The 15,816-nt window shown below is 69.6% G+C and carries 16 protein-coding genes; 11 read left to right on the top strand and 5 right to left on the bottom strand.

What is annotated here, in order from left to right; translation table 11 throughout:
* Positions 1 to 86: 86 nt before the first annotated feature.
* Positions 87 to 1,973 (bottom strand): protein phosphatase 2C domain-containing protein, encoded by a 1,887-nt coding sequence (locus OID54_RS29940; RefSeq protein WP_329024560.1) that lies wholly within the window; start codon positions 1,971 to 1,973, stop codon positions 87 to 89.
* 324 nt (positions 1,974 to 2,297) lie between these two features.
* Between OID54_RS29940 and OID54_RS29935 the strand changes: the two genes are divergently transcribed.
* Positions 2,298 to 3,524, top strand: coding sequence for a helix-turn-helix domain-containing protein (locus tag OID54_RS29935; RefSeq protein ID WP_329024559.1), 1,227 nt, complete (start codon positions 2,298 to 2,300; stop codon positions 3,522 to 3,524).
* Positions 3,525 to 3,637: 113 nt separating this feature from the next.
* The gene (locus OID54_RS29930) at positions 3,638 to 4,120 is read left to right on the top strand and encodes a DUF456 domain-containing protein (RefSeq protein WP_329024557.1); all 483 of its coding nucleotides are present in this window, start codon (positions 3,638 to 3,640) and stop codon (positions 4,118 to 4,120) included.
* Positions 4,121 to 4,245: 125 nt separating this feature from the next.
* Here the strand turns inward: OID54_RS29930 and rsgA are convergent, their stop codons facing one another.
* Positions 4,246 to 5,349 carry a ribosome small subunit-dependent GTPase A gene (gene rsgA / locus OID54_RS29925; RefSeq protein ID WP_329024555.1) on the bottom strand — a complete coding sequence of 368 codons (1,104 nt, stop codon included), beginning with the start codon at positions 5,347 to 5,349 and terminating at the stop codon, positions 4,246 to 4,248.
* A 375-nt stretch (positions 5,350 to 5,724) separates the two neighbouring features.
* Positions 5,725 to 6,012 (bottom strand): DUF6479 family protein, encoded by a 288-nt coding sequence (locus tag OID54_RS29920; protein ID WP_329024553.1) that lies wholly within the window; start codon positions 6,010 to 6,012, stop codon positions 5,725 to 5,727.
* A 185-nt stretch (positions 6,013 to 6,197) separates the two neighbouring features.
* On the opposite strand from OID54_RS29920, the gene OID54_RS29915 reads away from it, so the two are divergent.
* Positions 6,198 to 7,160 (top strand): D-2-hydroxyacid dehydrogenase family protein, encoded by a 963-nt coding sequence (locus tag OID54_RS29915; RefSeq protein WP_329024551.1) that lies wholly within the window; start codon positions 6,198 to 6,200, stop codon positions 7,158 to 7,160.
* A gap of 51 nt (positions 7,161 to 7,211) precedes the next feature.
* On the opposite strand, the gene OID54_RS29910 is transcribed toward OID54_RS29915, so the two are convergent.
* Entirely contained in the window at positions 7,212 to 7,628 is a 417-nt protein-coding gene (locus tag OID54_RS29910; protein ID WP_329024549.1) for a hypothetical protein, read from the bottom strand.
* 348 nt (positions 7,629 to 7,976) lie between these two features.
* On the opposite strand from OID54_RS29910, the gene OID54_RS29905 reads away from it, so the two are divergent.
* Positions 7,977 to 8,456, top strand: a complete 480-nt coding sequence (locus OID54_RS29905; RefSeq protein WP_329024547.1) for an Lrp/AsnC family transcriptional regulator — start codon at positions 7,977 to 7,979, stop codon at positions 8,454 to 8,456.
* Between the two features lie 89 nt (positions 8,457 to 8,545).
* Here the strand turns inward: OID54_RS29905 and OID54_RS29900 are convergent, their stop codons facing one another.
* On the bottom strand, positions 8,546 to 9,031 hold the full coding sequence (locus OID54_RS29900) for an Lrp/AsnC family transcriptional regulator (RefSeq protein ID WP_329024544.1): 486 nt from the start codon (positions 9,029 to 9,031) through the stop codon (positions 8,546 to 8,548).
* A gap of 271 nt (positions 9,032 to 9,302) precedes the next feature.
* On the opposite strand from OID54_RS29900, the gene OID54_RS29895 reads away from it, so the two are divergent.
* The 7 genes from OID54_RS29895 (at position 9,303) to OID54_RS29865 (ending at position 15,641) form a co-directional block, all read left to right on the top strand.
* A complete protein-coding gene (locus OID54_RS29895; RefSeq protein ID WP_329024542.1) occupies positions 9,303 to 10,232 on the top strand; it encodes an ABC transporter permease in 930 nt (309 codons plus the stop codon).
* Positions 10,229 to 11,026: an ABC transporter permease gene (locus OID54_RS29890; RefSeq protein ID WP_329024541.1), complete on the top strand. Its 798-nt coding sequence runs from the start codon at positions 10,229 to 10,231 to the stop codon at positions 11,024 to 11,026. The genes OID54_RS29895 and OID54_RS29890 overlap by 4 nt, the downstream gene beginning before the upstream one ends.
* 56 nt (positions 11,027 to 11,082) lie before the next feature.
* Entirely contained in the window at positions 11,083 to 12,159 is a 1,077-nt protein-coding gene (locus OID54_RS29885) for an ABC transporter substrate-binding protein (RefSeq protein ID WP_329024539.1), read from the top strand.
* A gap of 1 nt (position 12,160) precedes the next feature.
* Positions 12,161 to 13,276: an ABC transporter ATP-binding protein gene (locus OID54_RS29880; RefSeq protein WP_329024537.1), complete on the top strand. Its 1,116-nt coding sequence runs from the start codon at positions 12,161 to 12,163 to the stop codon at positions 13,274 to 13,276.
* A gap of 118 nt (positions 13,277 to 13,394) precedes the next feature.
* The gene (locus tag OID54_RS29875; protein ID WP_329024536.1) at positions 13,395 to 14,186 is read left to right on the top strand and encodes a carbon-nitrogen hydrolase family protein; all 792 of its coding nucleotides are present in this window, start codon (positions 13,395 to 13,397) and stop codon (positions 14,184 to 14,186) included.
* 7 nt (positions 14,187 to 14,193) lie between these two features.
* Positions 14,194 to 14,877, top strand: coding sequence for an RraA family protein (locus tag OID54_RS29870; RefSeq protein WP_329024534.1), 684 nt, complete (start codon positions 14,194 to 14,196; stop codon positions 14,875 to 14,877).
* Positions 14,878 to 14,918: 41 nt separating this feature from the next.
* The gene (locus tag OID54_RS29865; protein WP_329024532.1) at positions 14,919 to 15,641 is read left to right on the top strand and encodes a 3-keto-5-aminohexanoate cleavage protein; all 723 of its coding nucleotides are present in this window, start codon (positions 14,919 to 14,921) and stop codon (positions 15,639 to 15,641) included.
* The last annotated feature ends 175 nt before the right edge of the window (positions 15,642 to 15,816 follow it).

The raw sequence follows: 15,816 nt of genomic DNA, 5'->3' as shown, positions 1-15,816 counted from the left end.
CTGGACGGCCTCAGGCTCCATCAACCCATGGCTGGCCCGGTTTCGCCTCTCAGTGCCGTCCGACGCCCAGCTGCCGGCTGTGGCCGTCAGGTCTCCCAGATGGCCACGGCCGTACGGTCGTCCGCGTAGCCCGTCGCCCGCAGTTGGACATCGGCGAGGAAGGCGGCGAGGCCGGGCGGTTCGGCAGCCGCCGTCCAACGGTTCGCCAGTTCGTCGGTGAGTGCGGTCTCGGAGCGCAGCGGTTCGGCGAACCCCGGACTGCACAGCAGCAGCGTGTCCCCGGGCTGCGCCACCGAGGCTCGGAACCGAAAGGGCTCGGTCGGCCCGGGCGTCGGGACCTCGACATAGGGCGAGGGAGGTGCCGGAATCCCCAGGTCCATCGTGAGTCGATCGCCCTCGGGGGCGGTGGGCTGCGGGTCGGGGGATCGGGCCGGCCCATCGTCCGGTCCCGACTGCTGCGGACGGGCCGACCCGTAGCCGAGCACCGGCTCGCCCACCGTGCTCTGCGGACTGGGCAGCGACGGTTCTATGTCCTGCCAGACACCGCCGCGCAGCCGAAGGAGACCACCGGCGCCGACTCCGAAGTACACCCGCGTTCGACAGGCGGGATCGGCCGAGAGCAGCAGAGCGCGCAGACCGGCCCGGTACTCCTGCGGCTCGACTCCGGCTTCGACCGCGCTGGTACGCAGTTTGCCGAGGCTTCGATCGGTCAGCCGGTGCAGTCCGGACTTGAGGTCGCCGCGGCGCCCTGCCCGGATGTCCTCGGAGAGCCGGGTGTGGCTGCGGCCGACGGCTCCGCCGATCCAGTGACAGGCGTCCGCGGCGGCGCGGTGCGCGATCTCGGGACCTGCGGACCTGGCTCCGCTGGCGACAACCACCAGGACGAGGGCTGCCGTGCCGCTGCCGAAGCGCACGGTGAGCAGCGCATCGCGGCGGGGCTCTCCGCGGTAGCGAGCGGAGTCCCCTCGGACGGATGCCGCCCGCAGGATGAAGGAGCCGTAGCGGGCGCCGTCGAGGACGGTGTCCGAGGGCGAGTGACCGAGCCCTTCGGGGGTGGCGGCGGGCAGGGCGGTGGGCTCGGGGTCGTAGGTGGGCGGGCGGTCGCCGACGTATCCGCCCCGGGGGCGGTCGGGGCCGGTGGTTCGGGGACGGTCCGGGCCGGTGGTCCGGGGACCGGGCGGCCGGGCGAAAGCAGGCGGCACGGTGGGCCGTTGTGGAACTTCGCCGGCCGGCCGGGCGTGCGTGCGGGGTGGGGTCACGGGGGCTGGCGGAGGGACGGGCTGTGCCGCCGAGTCTTCCGGAACGGGGGGCTCCCAAGGGGCGCGGGGACGAGGGGCGGTCGGCACGGCGGGGTGTTGCGGTCGCGGGAGATGCACCGGAGCCCCTGCGGGGGTCTGCGCGGTGGCCGGGGGCGCAGTGGGACGCGCGGGTGGGTCGACCGCCTCGAAGCGGCCGGTAGGAACGGTAGGGGTGGGGCCGTGTGGAGGGTCGATGTCGGTGAACGCATCGACCGATACGACATCACGGGCGGCTGCGGTCGAAGCCGGCGCCGGAGTGGCGGTCTCCGGACCGTCCGGAGGGGCGGCGGCGCCGGAGTGGCCGGCGCCCGAAGGGGGCTCGCCCATCGGCCGGCCGGGGGGCGCTGCACTTCGTTCGCTGTCGGTTCCGCCGTCCATGGTCCGGGCGGCGGTCGGTTCGGGTCGCACCGCACGTTCGCCGTGGGATTCCGTCCGGGGTTCCGTACGGGATGGGGTGGCGTTCGTCGGCTGTGGCTCGCGTCGCTGTCGCTGCGGGGTCGGCCCCGGCCCGGGCACGGGCGCCGTCCTGGGGTCGGGTACGGACGGTGTCACCGCGTCCGAGGCTGAGTCGAACCGGGTGTCCAAGGTGTCGCCCGTACGTGTCGTCGGTCCCGTGTCCGGCGTGGACTCGTCGTACAGCCGGTTCCACCAGTCGTCTTCGGCCTGCTGACTCATGCCCTTATTGTCCACAGTGAGTGCCGCATGAGAATGGGGCTTTCCGAAAACCTATAAGCACCAACAGATCTGACCTGCCTGTCTCTTGACCGTCCTTTCGGCCAAGAGCGCCTTCGCCCAACGGGGGCACCCCTCGACCGAATCACCCCGAATCCGACGCAAGTGCACGATTCCATGGGGTTGGTGAGGTGACAGTGACTCCGCAGTGGCCCAGTGATGGATGGTGCGTGGATGATGGGATTGGCGTGAACACGCCGTGGCCGTTTTCCGCCACAGATGCAGGGGAAGTGCAGGCCCGGTGGGGCAGGTGCTGGAGGGGGTCTGGTGCTCGGAGCGATAGGTCTCGATGAGGGACAGGAGTCCGCCTACCGTGCTCTCGTGGCGCTTGGCGCGGCCGAGGTGACCGACCTCGCTCGCCGGCTGGCACTGCCGGAGACCGAGATGGAACGGGCACTACGACGGCTGGAGCAGCGCGGACTTGCCGCCCGGTCCTCGGTACGTGCGGGGCGATGGGTGGCCGCACCCCCGGGGGTGGCTCTCGGCGCCCTGCTCACCGAGCAACGGAATCAATTGGACCAGGCGGAACTGGCGGCGGCCGTACTGGCCCGACAGTTCCGCGCGGAGGCCACCGCATCCGCGGACCACGACCTGGTGGAGCTGGTGACGGGCCAGAGCGCCATGGCCCACCGCTTCGCCCAGTTGCGCCTCGGAGCGGTGAAGGAGGTCTGTGCGCTGGTCACCGACCTCGACCAACTCGGGTCCGCCGCTGACCAGACCGGTGCAGCGGGCCCGGACCAGCCCGCAAACCACCCCGTAAACCACTCCTGGCACCGGCAGGACCCGCCGATCACCAGCCCCGGTCTCGCCGAACCCTGGCCCGGTGGATCGGACGGGTGCCCGGGCCACGCCGCTCCGAGCGGGTCGCTGCACCGGGACGAGCACCCGGGTACGACTCGCGGGGCGGCCAGGGAGGACCGGATCGACGGCCCCATGGACGTGGGGTGGGTCGACGGGCTCCCGCCGTACAGTGGATTCAGCCATCGGACGGTGCTCTCGCGCGAGGCGCTGTCCGTCCCCGGTGCCGTACCGCAGCTCACCGCGGCCCTGGCACGCGGAGAACGCGTGCGCGTCGTCGACGAGGTGCCGACCCGGCTGGTCATCGCCGATCGGACCATGGCCATGGTCCCCCTCACCGGGCGGGACTCCGATCCCGCCGCGCTCGTCGTCCACGGCTGTGGCCTCCTTGACGCACTCACCTGCCTGTTCGATGCCGTCTGGCGGGAGGCGGTCCCCCTGCGATTGGGGATGGGGGCCATGGCCGGCTGCCTTTCGGAGACCGCCGGGGGCCCCGATGCCACCGACCTGGAGATCCTGTCCCTGCTCCTCGCCGGCATGACGGACGCCCGGGTTGCCAAACACCTCGACCTGGGGTTGCGGACCGTGCAACGCAGAGTGAAGGGGCTGATGGAACTGACCGGTGTGACGACCCGGCTCCAGCTGGGCTGGCACGCGTTCGCCAAGGGATGGGTGGCCCGCGACTCCTCCGGGTGAGACGCGGCTGACCTGGGCCCTTGTGGCGGTCCACCGGTGGCAGGGGCGGCTTCCCCACCCGGTGGAGGCAGCTGCGACCTGCGGGAGCGGCCCCGATACCGCACCCTTGGCAGATGGGCGTGTGGCAGCTCGTGCTGGTCGGTCTGGTGATGGTGCTGGGCCTCGTCGGGGTCATGGTTCCCGGTGTGCCCGGGCGATGGCTCGTCTGGGCGGCGATGCTCTGGTGGTCACTGCACGAGCAGTCGGGACTCGCCTGGGTGCTGCTCGTCGCCTCCACCGCGCTGTTCCTCGTCGACCAGGTGGTGGTGTGGCTGCTGCCGACGCGCAGACTGCGTGGAGTGGGCATCACCCGACGAATGGCGGTCTTCGCCGGTGCGGGCGCAGTGCTGGGATTCGTCCTCCTACCGGTGATCGGTGCGGTACCCGGGTTCATCGGCGGGATCTACGGCACCGAGCGGCAGCGGCTCGGAGGGCACGGCCAGGCGATGGCGGCCACCCGACAGGTGATGCGGGCAGCCGGAACGAGCGTGTTGGTGGAGTTGTTCGCCTGTCTGATGGTGGTGGGCGCCTGGCTGGGCGCCGTCATCTGGGGTTGACCGCGCCGCCCGCGGTGGAATACAGCCGTTTCGCGTCCCGACCGGTTGCCCCACCGTCCGGTGGGGCGGGTCACCCCATGGTGCGGCGGCCGACCACACAGCTGCCGGCCGCCGCACCTGCCAGGTCACCTCACCCGACCGCGCTTCGCCTCCATGGCCGCCCGGCCCTCGGCGTGCTTGCGCCGCCAGTCCCTGCGGATCTCCGCGCGCACCCGGGCATCGGTCTTCGCGACGATGTACTGGTTCTCACGCAGCAGCTTGCGGTAGCTCTCCAGTCGGCGCTCGCCCAATGAACCGTCCGCGAGGGCGGCGAGCACGGCGCAGCCCGGTTCCGACTCATGGGCGCAGTCGTGGAAGCGGCAGCCTTCGGCGAGTTCCTCGATCTCGGAGAAGACCTGGCCCACGCCGGTCCCGGCGTCCCACAGCCCCACTCCCCGCAGTCCGGGAGTGTCAATGAGGACCCCGCCACCTGGCAGGGCGAGGAGGTTACGCGTGGTGGTGGTGTGACGCCCCTTGCCGTCGACGTCACGCGCCTCCTGGACCTCCATCACCTCTTCACCGGTGAGGGCGTTCGCCAAGGTGGACTTTCCCGCCCCGGAGACACCGAGCAGCACGGTCGTTCCACTGGAGACGACAGCGGCGAGGACGTCCATTCCCAGCCCGGTGTGAGAACTGGCGGGAAGGACCTGCACTCCGGGCGCAGTGTGCTGAACGTCGTCGACGAGGTAGGACAGCCCGGTCGCATCCGGTACCAGGTCGGCCTTGGTGAGGACGACGATCGGTTGGGCACCGCTCTCCCACGCCAGGGCGAGGAAGCGCTCGATCCGTCCGAGGTCGAGTTCCACGGCGAGGGAGACCGCGATGACGGCGTGGTCGACGTTGGCCGCGAGGATCTGCCCCTCGGAGCGCTTCGAGGAGGTGGAGCGGACGAACGCGGTGCGCCGGGGCAGATAGGTGCGGACGAACCGGGGGTCGCCGCCGGGGTCGACCGCTGCCCAGTCGCCCGTGCAGATCACCCGCAGCGGGTCATGCGGGGTGACGAACGCCGTATCGGCCCGGATCACACCGTCAGCGGTGATGACATCGCAGTGGCCGCGATCGACGCGCACCACCCGTCCGGGTACCAGGCCCTGCGCACGGTACGGGGTGAACTCCGCCGCCCAGTGCTCATCCCAGCCGAAGGCGGCGAGGGAGTGCGACGGGAAGGAGTCGGAGGTGGAGAGTGACAAGGGAAACCCTTCGAAGGGTGGTCCCGGCCGCGCGCTGAACGCGCGGTTGGCTTCGGTGTCAGCCGTGTCAGCCGAGGACCACAGGGGTGGGGTGGATGAACTCCTGATTGCGGGCAGCGCCCGGCACCATGACCGTCATCAACGTCCTCACCTCCTGCTTCACCAAGCAATCGTCGTACGGGGCGGGGCACACGGCTCCGTCCCCGGGGGAACGGCAGAACCATAACCGTCGCGGGAAGCACGCGCCAGGCGTTTTCGCCGGTCGGCGCGAGCACCCACGCCGGGCCCAGGGCAGGGGCTGCGCCCGGTCCGACGGTTCGGCCGGGATGCTGCGGCGGAGGCGGGGCCACCACCGCCTCCGCCGCAGCATCGCGGTCAGCTGTTCGGGCCCTCCCTGTCAGCGGGTCGCCCGGACGGTGTCGCGGAACCGCCCGTACCGGACGGTCCACCGCCGTGCCCGGGGTCCACGGGCCGGCGAGGTTGCTCACTGGGGCGCGGAGGCCGGTCCCGACCGCGCCCGCTGCGCCAGAAGACCATGCCGATCAGCAGGGCCACCACGGCGATCCCGATGAGAAGCGGACCCAATCCGGAAATTCCGCCGGCCTCCGCCAACGGTTCAAGCGTCCGCTCCCCTGCGAGGAGGAATTCCTCTGTCGTGGTCATCCGGGCCGTCCCTTCGTCCGATGGAATCCGGTGCTTCACAGCGGGTGCCCCGAGAACACCCGAGATCACCTGTGGTGATCCGGGTGATCAACGGCACCGGGGGAGCCGGAGGCCGGCCGCCCGGTGCCCGGTACTGTCGCCGCACATCGACCCCGCACCGGGGGTCGCCATGCGGGAGGGTCGCCTTGACGAAGCTGCACTGTGCGGTGTTGGACGACTACCAGGGCATCGCACGATCCCTGGCCGATTGGCCGAGGATCGGCCAGCAGGTGGAGACCGAGTTCCTGAGCGACCACCTCGGGTCCCAGGACGCGTTGGTGGCGGCGATCGAACACTGCGAGATCGTCGTCATCATGCGCGAGCGGACACCCTTCCCCGCCGAACTCTTCGCCCGGTTGCCCAGGCTCCGACTGTTGATCACATCGGGGATGCGCAATGCGTCCATCGATGTGGAGGCGGCGGCCCGCCATGGGGTCACCGTGTGCGGTACGGCCAGCAACTCCGAGCCGCCGACCGAGCTGACCTGGGCGTTGATCCTCGGTCTGGCTCGACGAGTGGTGCCCGAGAGCAATGCACTGCGCACGGGCGGCCCCTGGCAGCACACCCTGGGTGCCGATCTCCACGGCCGCCGCCTCGGGCTGCTGGGCCTGGGCAAGATCGGCAGCAAGGTCGCACGGATCGGGGCGGCGTTCGGCATGGAGGTGATGGCGTGGAGCCAGCACCTCACCGCCGAGCGGGCGGCCGAAGCCGGTGCGATCGCCGCCGGTTCCCTGGACGAACTGCTGACGAGCAGTGACTTCGTCTCGGTGCATCTGGTGCTCGGCGACCGCACCAGAGGGCTGATCGGCGAGAAGGAGTTGCGCCGGATGCGCAGCAGCGCCCATCTGGTCAACACTTCACGGGCGGCGATCGTCGACCAGGCGGCACTGCTGCGTGCGCTGCGCGAGGGGTGGATCGCGGGGGCGGGAGCCGATGTCTTCGAGACGGAACCCCTGCCGCTGGACGATCCGCTGCGCACGGCACCCAACTTCCTCGCACTGCCGCACCTGGGCTATGTGACCCGACGGAACTACGAGGGCTACTTCAGCCAGGCCGTCGAGGACATCGAGGCGTTCTTGGCGGGTACTCCGGTACGCGTCCTGCGGTGAGGTGTCGCACCGGGATGCCGGTGCGACACCTCAGTGGCCCACCGGCCCACCTCAGGCAGTGAACTCCCCGGTGGACAGGTTCGACCCGTCGTACGTGACCATGACGGAGGTGTATCCGTAGTGCACCTCCGGATTGGGGAAGCTGGTGAGCTGCCAGGGGGCGTCGACCACTCCGGGGCCGCACGGCAGGGTGCCCGACCCGGCCGGCATGGCCAGGGGCATGATCTGGAACCCGGAGAAGTCGACGGGCATGGTGGTTCCGGTCGGCCCGGTACAGGTGTAGGTCCCACCGACGGTGAGGGTGCCGTAACCGAAAGGCCGGGGGCTCGGGTCGGCGCTCGCCCACTGCACCACTAATGACCTGGTCGATTGCGGTAGTGCGGTGGCACTGGGAGCGCCGACACCCAGCGCGACCAGGGCGGAGGCGGCGAGGGCGGCGATCAGTCGGGGTCTGGTGATCAGGTCCATGACATTCTCCTCTGACAGTTGCGGGCGGGGGGTGAGCTGGGGCGCCCGCGGGGACGGGGGTTCAGATCTACCGGCGCCCGGGGACGCCCGACAGTCGCACGGCCCGGCGCGCGGGAGCAGGGTCCATGCACACCGGACAGGAGCCGTGGCGGCCCGCCGCGTCCCGCCCGCTGTCCGACCTCCACCCCGTTCAGTCACCGTCCGCCGCAACCCTGAAGCCGTTTCGATGCTGTTCAAGGCTGGAGATCGACGGGGGCATTTCCCTGCGCACCCCTCGTGACCAGGGGTTCGACCCCTTCTCAGGACACCGCCTTCGCCGTTTTTGACCGGCATGTCAAGGTTGGTGGTGTGATAGATGGTGTCGACCAGAAGATTATGCAGGCGCTCACCCGGGACGGCCGGACGCCCTACACCGTCCTGGCGCGCGAGGTGGGGGTCTCCGAAGCCACGGTGAGACAGCGGGTGGGACGCCTCCAGGAGAGCGGTGTGCTGCGCATCGTCGCCCTGTGCGATCCGCTGACCCTGGGGCACCAGTCGGTGCGGCTGATGATCCGCGTGCGCGACCTCACCCCCCGGGCCGTGGCCAAGACCCTCTCCGGCATGCCGATGATCAACCATGTGGCACTGGTCGCCGGGAGCCAGGACATCTTCCTGGAGGGAACCTGCCGCGACCAGGCACAGCTGGTCCAGCTCCTCGATGACATCCGGATGCTGCCGGGGGTCTCCCGGGTACAGGTGCTCCTGCTGCTCGAACTCTTCAAGGACTACTCGTGGAGCGGCCTGGCCAGCGCGGTCGGTCAGCGCGTCACCGCGGAGGAACCCCGCTGAGGAACCCCACTAAGGGAGCGTCCGACGTGTACGGCGCCGCCCGAGCCGGAAGGGCGCCGCAGGCCGGACGGGATGCGTCAGGACACAACCTAGCTCGGGATGATCCGCTCCCCCGGGCGCACCGGCACCTCACGAAAACCGGCCCAGAGGTACGAGTCCTTGAGCACTTCCAGCACGGTGAACGCCTCCGCATGTGCGACCCCGTTCACACGGCGCACCCGCTCGGTGAGCAGTTCCGCCAGGTGTTCGAGATCCCGACAGCGCACGTCCACGATCAGGTCATAGGGCCCCACACAAGAGGCCACGTAGCGCACTTCCGGCATCCGGGAGAGCTCTCGCGCCACCAGGGCGACCGGAATGTGGTGCACCCGGACGGCCAGGTGCACTTCCATCTCTCCCATCCGGACCGCGTCGGTCATCCCCACCACCTGGAGGATGCCCTTGCGCTGAAGCCGCTGGTAGCGGGCGCGCACAGAGGCTTCCGAGAGTCCGACCGTACGACCGATCTCGGCGAAGGAACGGCGCCCGTCCACCCGCAACTGGTCGATGATCTGTCGATCGAGGTCGTCGATCACCGGGCACCTCCGAGCGGACGGCCGCCGGGCGACCCCGCTGGTGAGTCGGGCCCGACAGAGGTATGTGCTAGCTCCATCTATCATCGCCCACTCATGTCGATTTACCTACCGACTACGAGATACGTGGAAATACACCCTGCTTTCCACGGTATTCGTCGCTGGTTCATCTATCCGCAGGGTCTCTCCCTACCGGACGCTGTGTCCACCCCAACCGCCCCGGACAAGGAGACCAGCGCATGCACACCACACCTCCCCCCGACCGGACGTCCCGGTGACGGTCACCACCGCGCAGCCGCCCGTTTCCCCGGCGACCGGGCCCCAGCAGCCCGGCGCTGCCGGAAAGGAGGCGCGGGCCCGCAAGGCAGTCGTGACGACGGCACTCCTCGCGCCGGCCGGGCTCACGGTGGTGGGTCTGGTCCTCGTCCCCCTGCTGCTGGTGGTCCGCAACAGTTTCGCGTCGGCCGACTCCTACGGCGGCATACAGGGCGGCTTCACCCTGGCGAACTACCAGGACCTGCTCGACCCGATCTACCTCAAGGTCTTCGGATACAGCCTGGGCATGGCAGCGCTCAACACCATGGTCTGTCTGGTCCTCGGCTATGTGGTGTCGTACTACCTCGCGAGCCGACCGCCCCAGCGTCAGATGCTGCTGCTCCTGCTGATCATCCTGCCGTTCTGGACGGACTTCCTGGTCCGCACCTTCGCCTGGATCAATCTGCTCAGCCCCGGCGGCCCGGTGAACAGCCTCACGGACGCCATCGGCTTCACCAGCGGCCCCACCCAGTGGATTCCGAGCCAGGGCGCCTCCTTCATCGGTCTGGTGTACGCCTTCCTCCCCACCGCGATCTTCCCGATCTATGCCTCCCTGCGCGGGGTGGACAACTCGCTCGGCGAGGCCGCCCGTGACCTCGGCTGCGGTTGGTGGCGGGTGCACAGCCGGGTGCTGCTGCCCATCGCCCGACCGGGAATGCTCGCCGCGGCGCTGCTGACCTTCATCCCGACCCTCGGCGTCTTCGTCATCCCCGTACTGCTGGGCGGCGGACGCGACCAACTCGTCGGCAACCTCATCGTGACCCTGTACACCGAGTTCCGTAACCAGCCCATGGGTGCCGCGGCCTCCGTGGTCCTGCTGGTGCTGATGGTCGCCTCCATGGCGGTGTTCGGACTGGCCGCCCGACGCCTGAGGAGGAAGACGGCATGAAGCACGCCCTGGACACCGTCACCGCTTGGCTCGCCCGCGGTGTCATCGCCTTCCTCTACATCCCGATCATCGTCGTCGTCGTGCTCTCCTTCAACGACTCGGAGATCACCTACAAGTGGGCCGGTTTCTCCACCCGCTGGTACGGAAAGCTCGCCGACAACACCGAACTGCTGGCCGCGCTGAGGGTCAGCGCCGAAGTCGCACTGATCTCGGCGACGCTCGCCACCGCCTGCGGTCTGCTGGCCGCCATGGGCATGGCGCGACTGCGCGGCAAGGGCAAGGCGCTGTTCTCCGGCAGTCTCTTCCTGCCGCTGATCATTCCCGAGATCGTGCTCGGCGTGGCCCTGCTGTCGGTCTTCGGAGCGATGGGCGCCGACCTGGGCATGACGACCCTGGTCCTGGGCCACCTCGTGGTGACCCTGCCGTACGCGGCACTGATCGTCCTGGGTGCCTACAACGCCCTGGACTCCTCCCTCGCGGAAGCGGCCACCGATCTCGGCTGCAACGCCTGGCAGGCGTTCCGCCGGGTGACGCTGCCGCTGCTGCGTCAGCCGCTGCTGGCCGCCTGGCTGCTCTGCTTCACCATCTCCTTCGGCAACATCGTCATGTCGACGTTCACCAACGGCGTCGGCAGCACCACCCTCCCGCTGCGGGTGTACTCGATGCTCAAGGGCGGTCTGACGCCCGAGATCAACGCACTGGGCACGCTGCTCGTGCTGTTCACCCTGCTGATCATCCTCGGTGTCGGAATGCGCCAGATGCGCCGCGTCCTCGTCGGCGGCGAACGCTCCTGATCCCTTGCACCACCACCCTCCCCCGGCTTGAGAATTCCAGTGAAAGGCACCCCGTCATGCGTGGAAGAACTCTTCGGCGAACCGTCCTGGCCGCCTCCATCGCCACCGTCACCGCCCTGGTCGCCACCGGCTGCGGCGGCTCGGACTCCGACTCCGCGGGCGGCGGGGGCAAGGAACTGAACATCTACGCCTGGGCCGGGGAGATCCCCGAGACCGTGGTGCAGAAGTTCGAGAAGGAGACCGGCATCAAGGTCACCCTCGACACCTTCGACAGCAACGAGACGATGACCGCCAAGCTCAGCTCGGGCTCGGCCGCGTACGACCTCATCGAGCCCAGCCAGTACAGCGTGCAGCAGCTCATCGGTCAGAAGCTGATCCAGCCGTTGGACCACGCGCGCATCCAGGGCCTGGACAACCTGGCGGAGAAGTTCCGGGACCCGTCCTACGACAAGGGCAACAAATACAGCATCCCCTGGATCTGGGGCACCACGGGCTTCGCGTACAACGACAAGTGCATCCCGTCCGCGACCAGCTGGAAGACCCTGTTCGACAAGAAGTACAAGGGCAAGGTCTACATGTTGGACAACATGTTGGCCGCCTACATCGCGGGCCTCCAGGTGACCGGCTCCCGGGCGACCAGCACCGACGAGGGCGAGATCAAGAAGGCCACCGAGGCGCTCACCGAGCAGAAGAAGATGCTCGCCGGCTACAACTCGACCAACTACCCGCAACTGCTCTCCACCGGCCAGGCGTGCGCCGCCGAGGCGTGGAGCGGTACGGCGATGGCGAAGGTCGTCGCGGCCAACCCGAACGTCCACTACGTCATCCCCGAGGAGGGCGGCTCCATCTGGACGGACGGGCTCTCCATACCCAAGGGCGCCAAGAACACCGATGCGGCGTACCAGTTCATCAACTACCTGCTGAAGCCCGAGATCGCCGCCATGGCCACCGACGACGGCGGCAGTGCGAGCACCAACGCCAAGGCCCGTGACCTCATCAAGGACAAGAAGACGCTGGACAACCCGGCGATCTACGCGTCCGACGAGGCCATCGCCAACGCGGACTTCCTGCTCGACCCGGGCCAGGCCATGAAGCACTTCCAGCAGGGCTGGACCAAGGTGAAGGCGTCCTGACATGACGGTATCGACACCCGCGCCGCAGAAGGCGCCCCCGGAGACGGACACACCGGCGGTACGGCTCACCGGGGTCGGCAAGACGTTCGCCGGCACCCCCGCCGTCCAGGACGTGACCCTCGACATCCGGCGCAACGAGTTCTTCTCCATCCTGGGGCCCTCCGGCTGCGGCAAGACCACCCTGATGCGGATGATCACCGGCTTCGAGGTGCCCACCGAGGGCACGGTCGAACTCGGCGGCGTCCCCGCCACGGGCGTACCGCCGCACAAGCGAGACCTCAACATGCTCTTCCAGAGCTATGCCCTCTTCCCCCACCTCGATGTGCGGGACAACGTTGCCTTCGAACTGAAGGTGCGACGCAGCCACCCCAAGGCCGACATCGCCCAGAAGGTGACCGAGGCACTCGCCCTGGTCCGGCTTGAGGGATACGGCGAGCGCTCCATCGCCCAGCTCTCCGGTGGACAACGGCAGCGTGTCGCCATCGCACGGGCACTGATCGGCCGCCCCTCGCTGCTGCTGCTCGACGAGCCGCTCGGGGCGCTGGACCAGAAGCTGCGGGCCGAGATGCAGTTGGAGCTCAAGAAGATCCAGCGCGAGGTCGGGGTCACATTCGTGACGGTCACCCACGACCAGGAGGAGGCACTGACCATGTCCGATCGCATCGCGATCATGGACGGTGGTCGGGTCCTCCAGGTCGACAGCCCCGAAGCCATCTACGAGCGTCCCGCCACCCGGTTCGTCGCCGACTTCATCGGCACGTCCAACTTCCTCACCGGCACGCTCGGCGGCGGACGGCTCGGAGTGGACGAACTCGGCAACATCCCGGTTCCGGACGGGCACGGCGTCGCCGACGGCACCGCGGTCCATCTGGCGATCCGCCCGGAGAACGTACGGCTTGGGCGGGTCGAGAACGACCTGGCCGGAGAGCCGATCAGCCTCCCGGGCACGCTCCAGCAGATCGTCTACCTGGGCAACGCCACCCGCTACCACCTCACCCTCGCGGACGGCAGCGACTTCGTCGCCGAGGCCCGTGGCGCCGACCGCAGCTCCCTGGCCGTGGGCGATCCGGTGTGGGCCGGGTGGGACCCCCAGCGCTCCCGGGTGCTGGACCGGTGAACCGCCCGCCGAGCCGTGGGGCACACCCCCCGACGGCCTACCCCGCACCGGTCCGCGCGACCGTCGAGAACTCAACGACGTCCCCCATCGCCCTGCCCCTGACCAAGGAGGCCCGACCGTGAAGGTCGCCGCAGCACAGTTCGCCCCGACCGCAGACGCGGCGGCCAACCTCGTCGTCATCGAGGAGATGACCCGGGAGGCGGCCGAGCAGGGTGCCGAACTCATCATCTTCCCCGAAGAGGCGATGATCCCGTCCGACGCCTGCGACACCCCCCTGCGGGAGCTCGCGGAGGCCCACTGGCCGGGCTTCATCGAGGGTGTCAGCCGGATCGCGTCCGAGTTGGGCATCGCGATCATCGCGCCCGGCTACGAGGACAGCGGTACGGCGCTGCCGTACAACACCATCGCCGCCGTCGACGCGAACGGCGAGGTGCTCGGCCTCTACCGCAAGATGCACCTCTACGACGCCTTCAACTACCAGGAGTCGCGGCGGGTCCAGCGCGGCGACACCGGGCCCGTCGTGGTCCGCATCGGGGACTTCAACGTCGGCCTGGTCAACTGCTACGACGTGCGCTTCCCCGAGTTCACCCGCTCGCTGATCGAGATGGGGGCGGATCTGCTCGCCGTGTCGGCGGCCTGGGTTCGCGGTCCGCTCAAGGAGGACCACTGGTCGACGCTGGTGCGCACCCGGGCGATCGAGAACACCTGCTGGGTGGTGGCGTCGTCCCTGACCACACCCGACTGCATCGGCATGAGCATGGCCGTCGACCCGCTCGGTGTGGTGCGTGCGGCGCTCGGCGAGGAGGAGCGCTCGCTGCTCGTCGTGAACGCCGACAAGGACCGCATCGACCGGGCCCGCACCGTACTGCCGGTGCTCCGCAACCGCCGCATCATCATCGGACCGAGGTAACCCCGCCATGCCACTCGACATCCGCGAACTGCCCGGCCCGCTCGACGCCGAGCAGACCGAACTCTTCGACAAGCTGCGCCAGGTGGACTTCCCCACTCTCGGCCACTACCTGGAGGAAGGTTTCTGCGAGCCCGCGCTCCAGCGGCAGGTAGGCACCGACAAACTGGTCGGCCGCGCGGTGACCGTCCGTATCACCGCCACCGACTCGACCCTGCTGCACCATGTCGCGGGGCTCGTCGGGCCCGGTGACGTGGTCATCGTCGACTGCGGTGGCGATCGACGCCACGCCCCGCTCGGCGAGGTCGTCGTCAATGCACTGGCCGCCCGTGGTGCCGCAGGCGCCGTGGTGGACGGGCTGTGCACCGACATCGACGCCCTGCGCCAGGTGGGACTGCCCGTGTACTCCTACGGCCGCACCCCCCTGACCACCAAGCTGCACGGCATCCCGGACGGCGCGATCGGCGCACCCGTCTCCATCGGCGGCGTACCCGTCCACACCGGCGATGTGGTGCTCGGCGACGCCAACGGCCTGATCATCGCGCCCGCCGCTCGGCTCGCCGCCATCGTCGACGAGGCGATCACCGATGACGCCGAGGAGCCCGAGTTGATCGCACAACTGTGGGAGGGCGAGCCGCTGGGCTCGCTCACCGGTGCCACCGAAACCGTGCGGCGGCTTCAGTCATCCGTCTGACCTGCTGAGAACCACCCAGAACCACATTCGAAAGGCCCATCGTGTTCCTCAAAGCCGCCATCAACGGCGGGCGCTTGCAGTCCGAGCACCCCGCCGTCCCGGTCACCCCGGCGGAGATCGCCGCGGACACCCTCGCGGTGATCTCCGCCGGCGCCGACGTCGTCCACTTCCACGTCCGCGAGTCGGACGGCGGACAGACCATCCGACCGGACGCACTCGCCGAGGTGCTCGCCGCCATCCGCGCCGTCGCCCCGGATGCCGTCGTCGGCACCACCACCGGACTGTGGACCTGTGCGGGCCCCGAGGAACGCTACGAGTTGGTCAAGTCCTGGACTGTCCTGCCCGACTTCGCGTCGGTCGCCTTCAGCGAGGAGGGCGCCACGGAGACGGCCGCCCTCGTCGTCGAGCGCGGCATGGTGCTGGAGAGCGCGGTGTGGACGATGGACGACGTACCGGCGCTGCTCGCCTCGCCCACGCTCCACGACAACGTGCGCATCCTGATCGAGCCCGTCGAGGAGGATCCCGCGGAGGCGGTCGTGGCGGCCCGTGCGATGGCCGCCCGGATCAAAGAGGCGGGAGTGACCTGCCCGATCCTCTACCACGGTGACGCCGCGACCGTATGGGCGCTGGTGGAGGCGGCGAAGGAGGACGGCTGCCAGGGGCGGATCGGCTTCGAGGACGGTACGGAACTGCCCGACGGCAGCCATGCCGCGGACAACGCGGAACTGGTCCGCGCGGTTCGCGCCCTGGCGCCCCGGGGCTGACCGGTCGGGCATCGCTCGCGGTCCGCGGACCGCGAGCGATGCCGTCCCCGGCAACGGCACGGGTGATCTCACCACCCGCTGTCGCCGACGCCGACCAGAACCCGTCCGCGCGGGTGGAGCCGCCCCGGGGGCACCGCACCGGGGGCGGTCAGAGCCCACCCGCGCGGACGGAGCC

The organism is Streptomyces sp. NBC_00690 (assembly GCF_036226685.1).
Classification (GTDB): domain Bacteria; phylum Actinomycetota; class Actinomycetes; order Streptomycetales; family Streptomycetaceae; genus Streptomyces.
This window is presented reverse-complemented; position numbering and strand designations above follow the sequence as displayed.

What these genes read in the sequence shown, in the direction of transcription:
- OID54_RS29940 (WP_329024560.1), bottom strand. Translation starts at nt 1,973, where the DNA reads ATGAGTCAGCAGGCCGAAGACGACTGGTGGAACCGGCTGTACGACGAG.
- OID54_RS29930 (WP_329024557.1), top strand. Translation starts at nt 3,638, where the DNA reads ATGGGCGTGTGGCAGCTCGTGCTGGTCGGTCTGGTGATGGTGCTGGGC.
- OID54_RS29920 (WP_329024553.1), bottom strand. Translation starts at nt 6,012, where the DNA reads ATGACCACGACAGAGGAATTCCTCCTCGCAGGGGAGCGGACGCTTGAA.
- OID54_RS29910 (WP_329024549.1), bottom strand. Translation starts at nt 7,628, where the DNA reads ATGGACCTGATCACCAGACCCCGACTGATCGCCGCCCTCGCCGCCTCC.
- OID54_RS29890 (WP_329024541.1), top strand. Translation starts at nt 10,229, where the DNA reads ATGAAGCACGCCCTGGACACCGTCACCGCTTGGCTCGCCCGCGGTGTC.
- OID54_RS29885 (WP_329024539.1), top strand. Translation starts at nt 11,083, where the DNA reads ATGCGTGGAAGAACTCTTCGGCGAACCGTCCTGGCCGCCTCCATCGCC.
- OID54_RS29880 (WP_329024537.1), top strand. Translation starts at nt 12,161, where the DNA reads ATGACGGTATCGACACCCGCGCCGCAGAAGGCGCCCCCGGAGACGGAC.
- OID54_RS29870 (WP_329024534.1), top strand. Translation starts at nt 14,194, where the DNA reads ATGCCACTCGACATCCGCGAACTGCCCGGCCCGCTCGACGCCGAGCAG.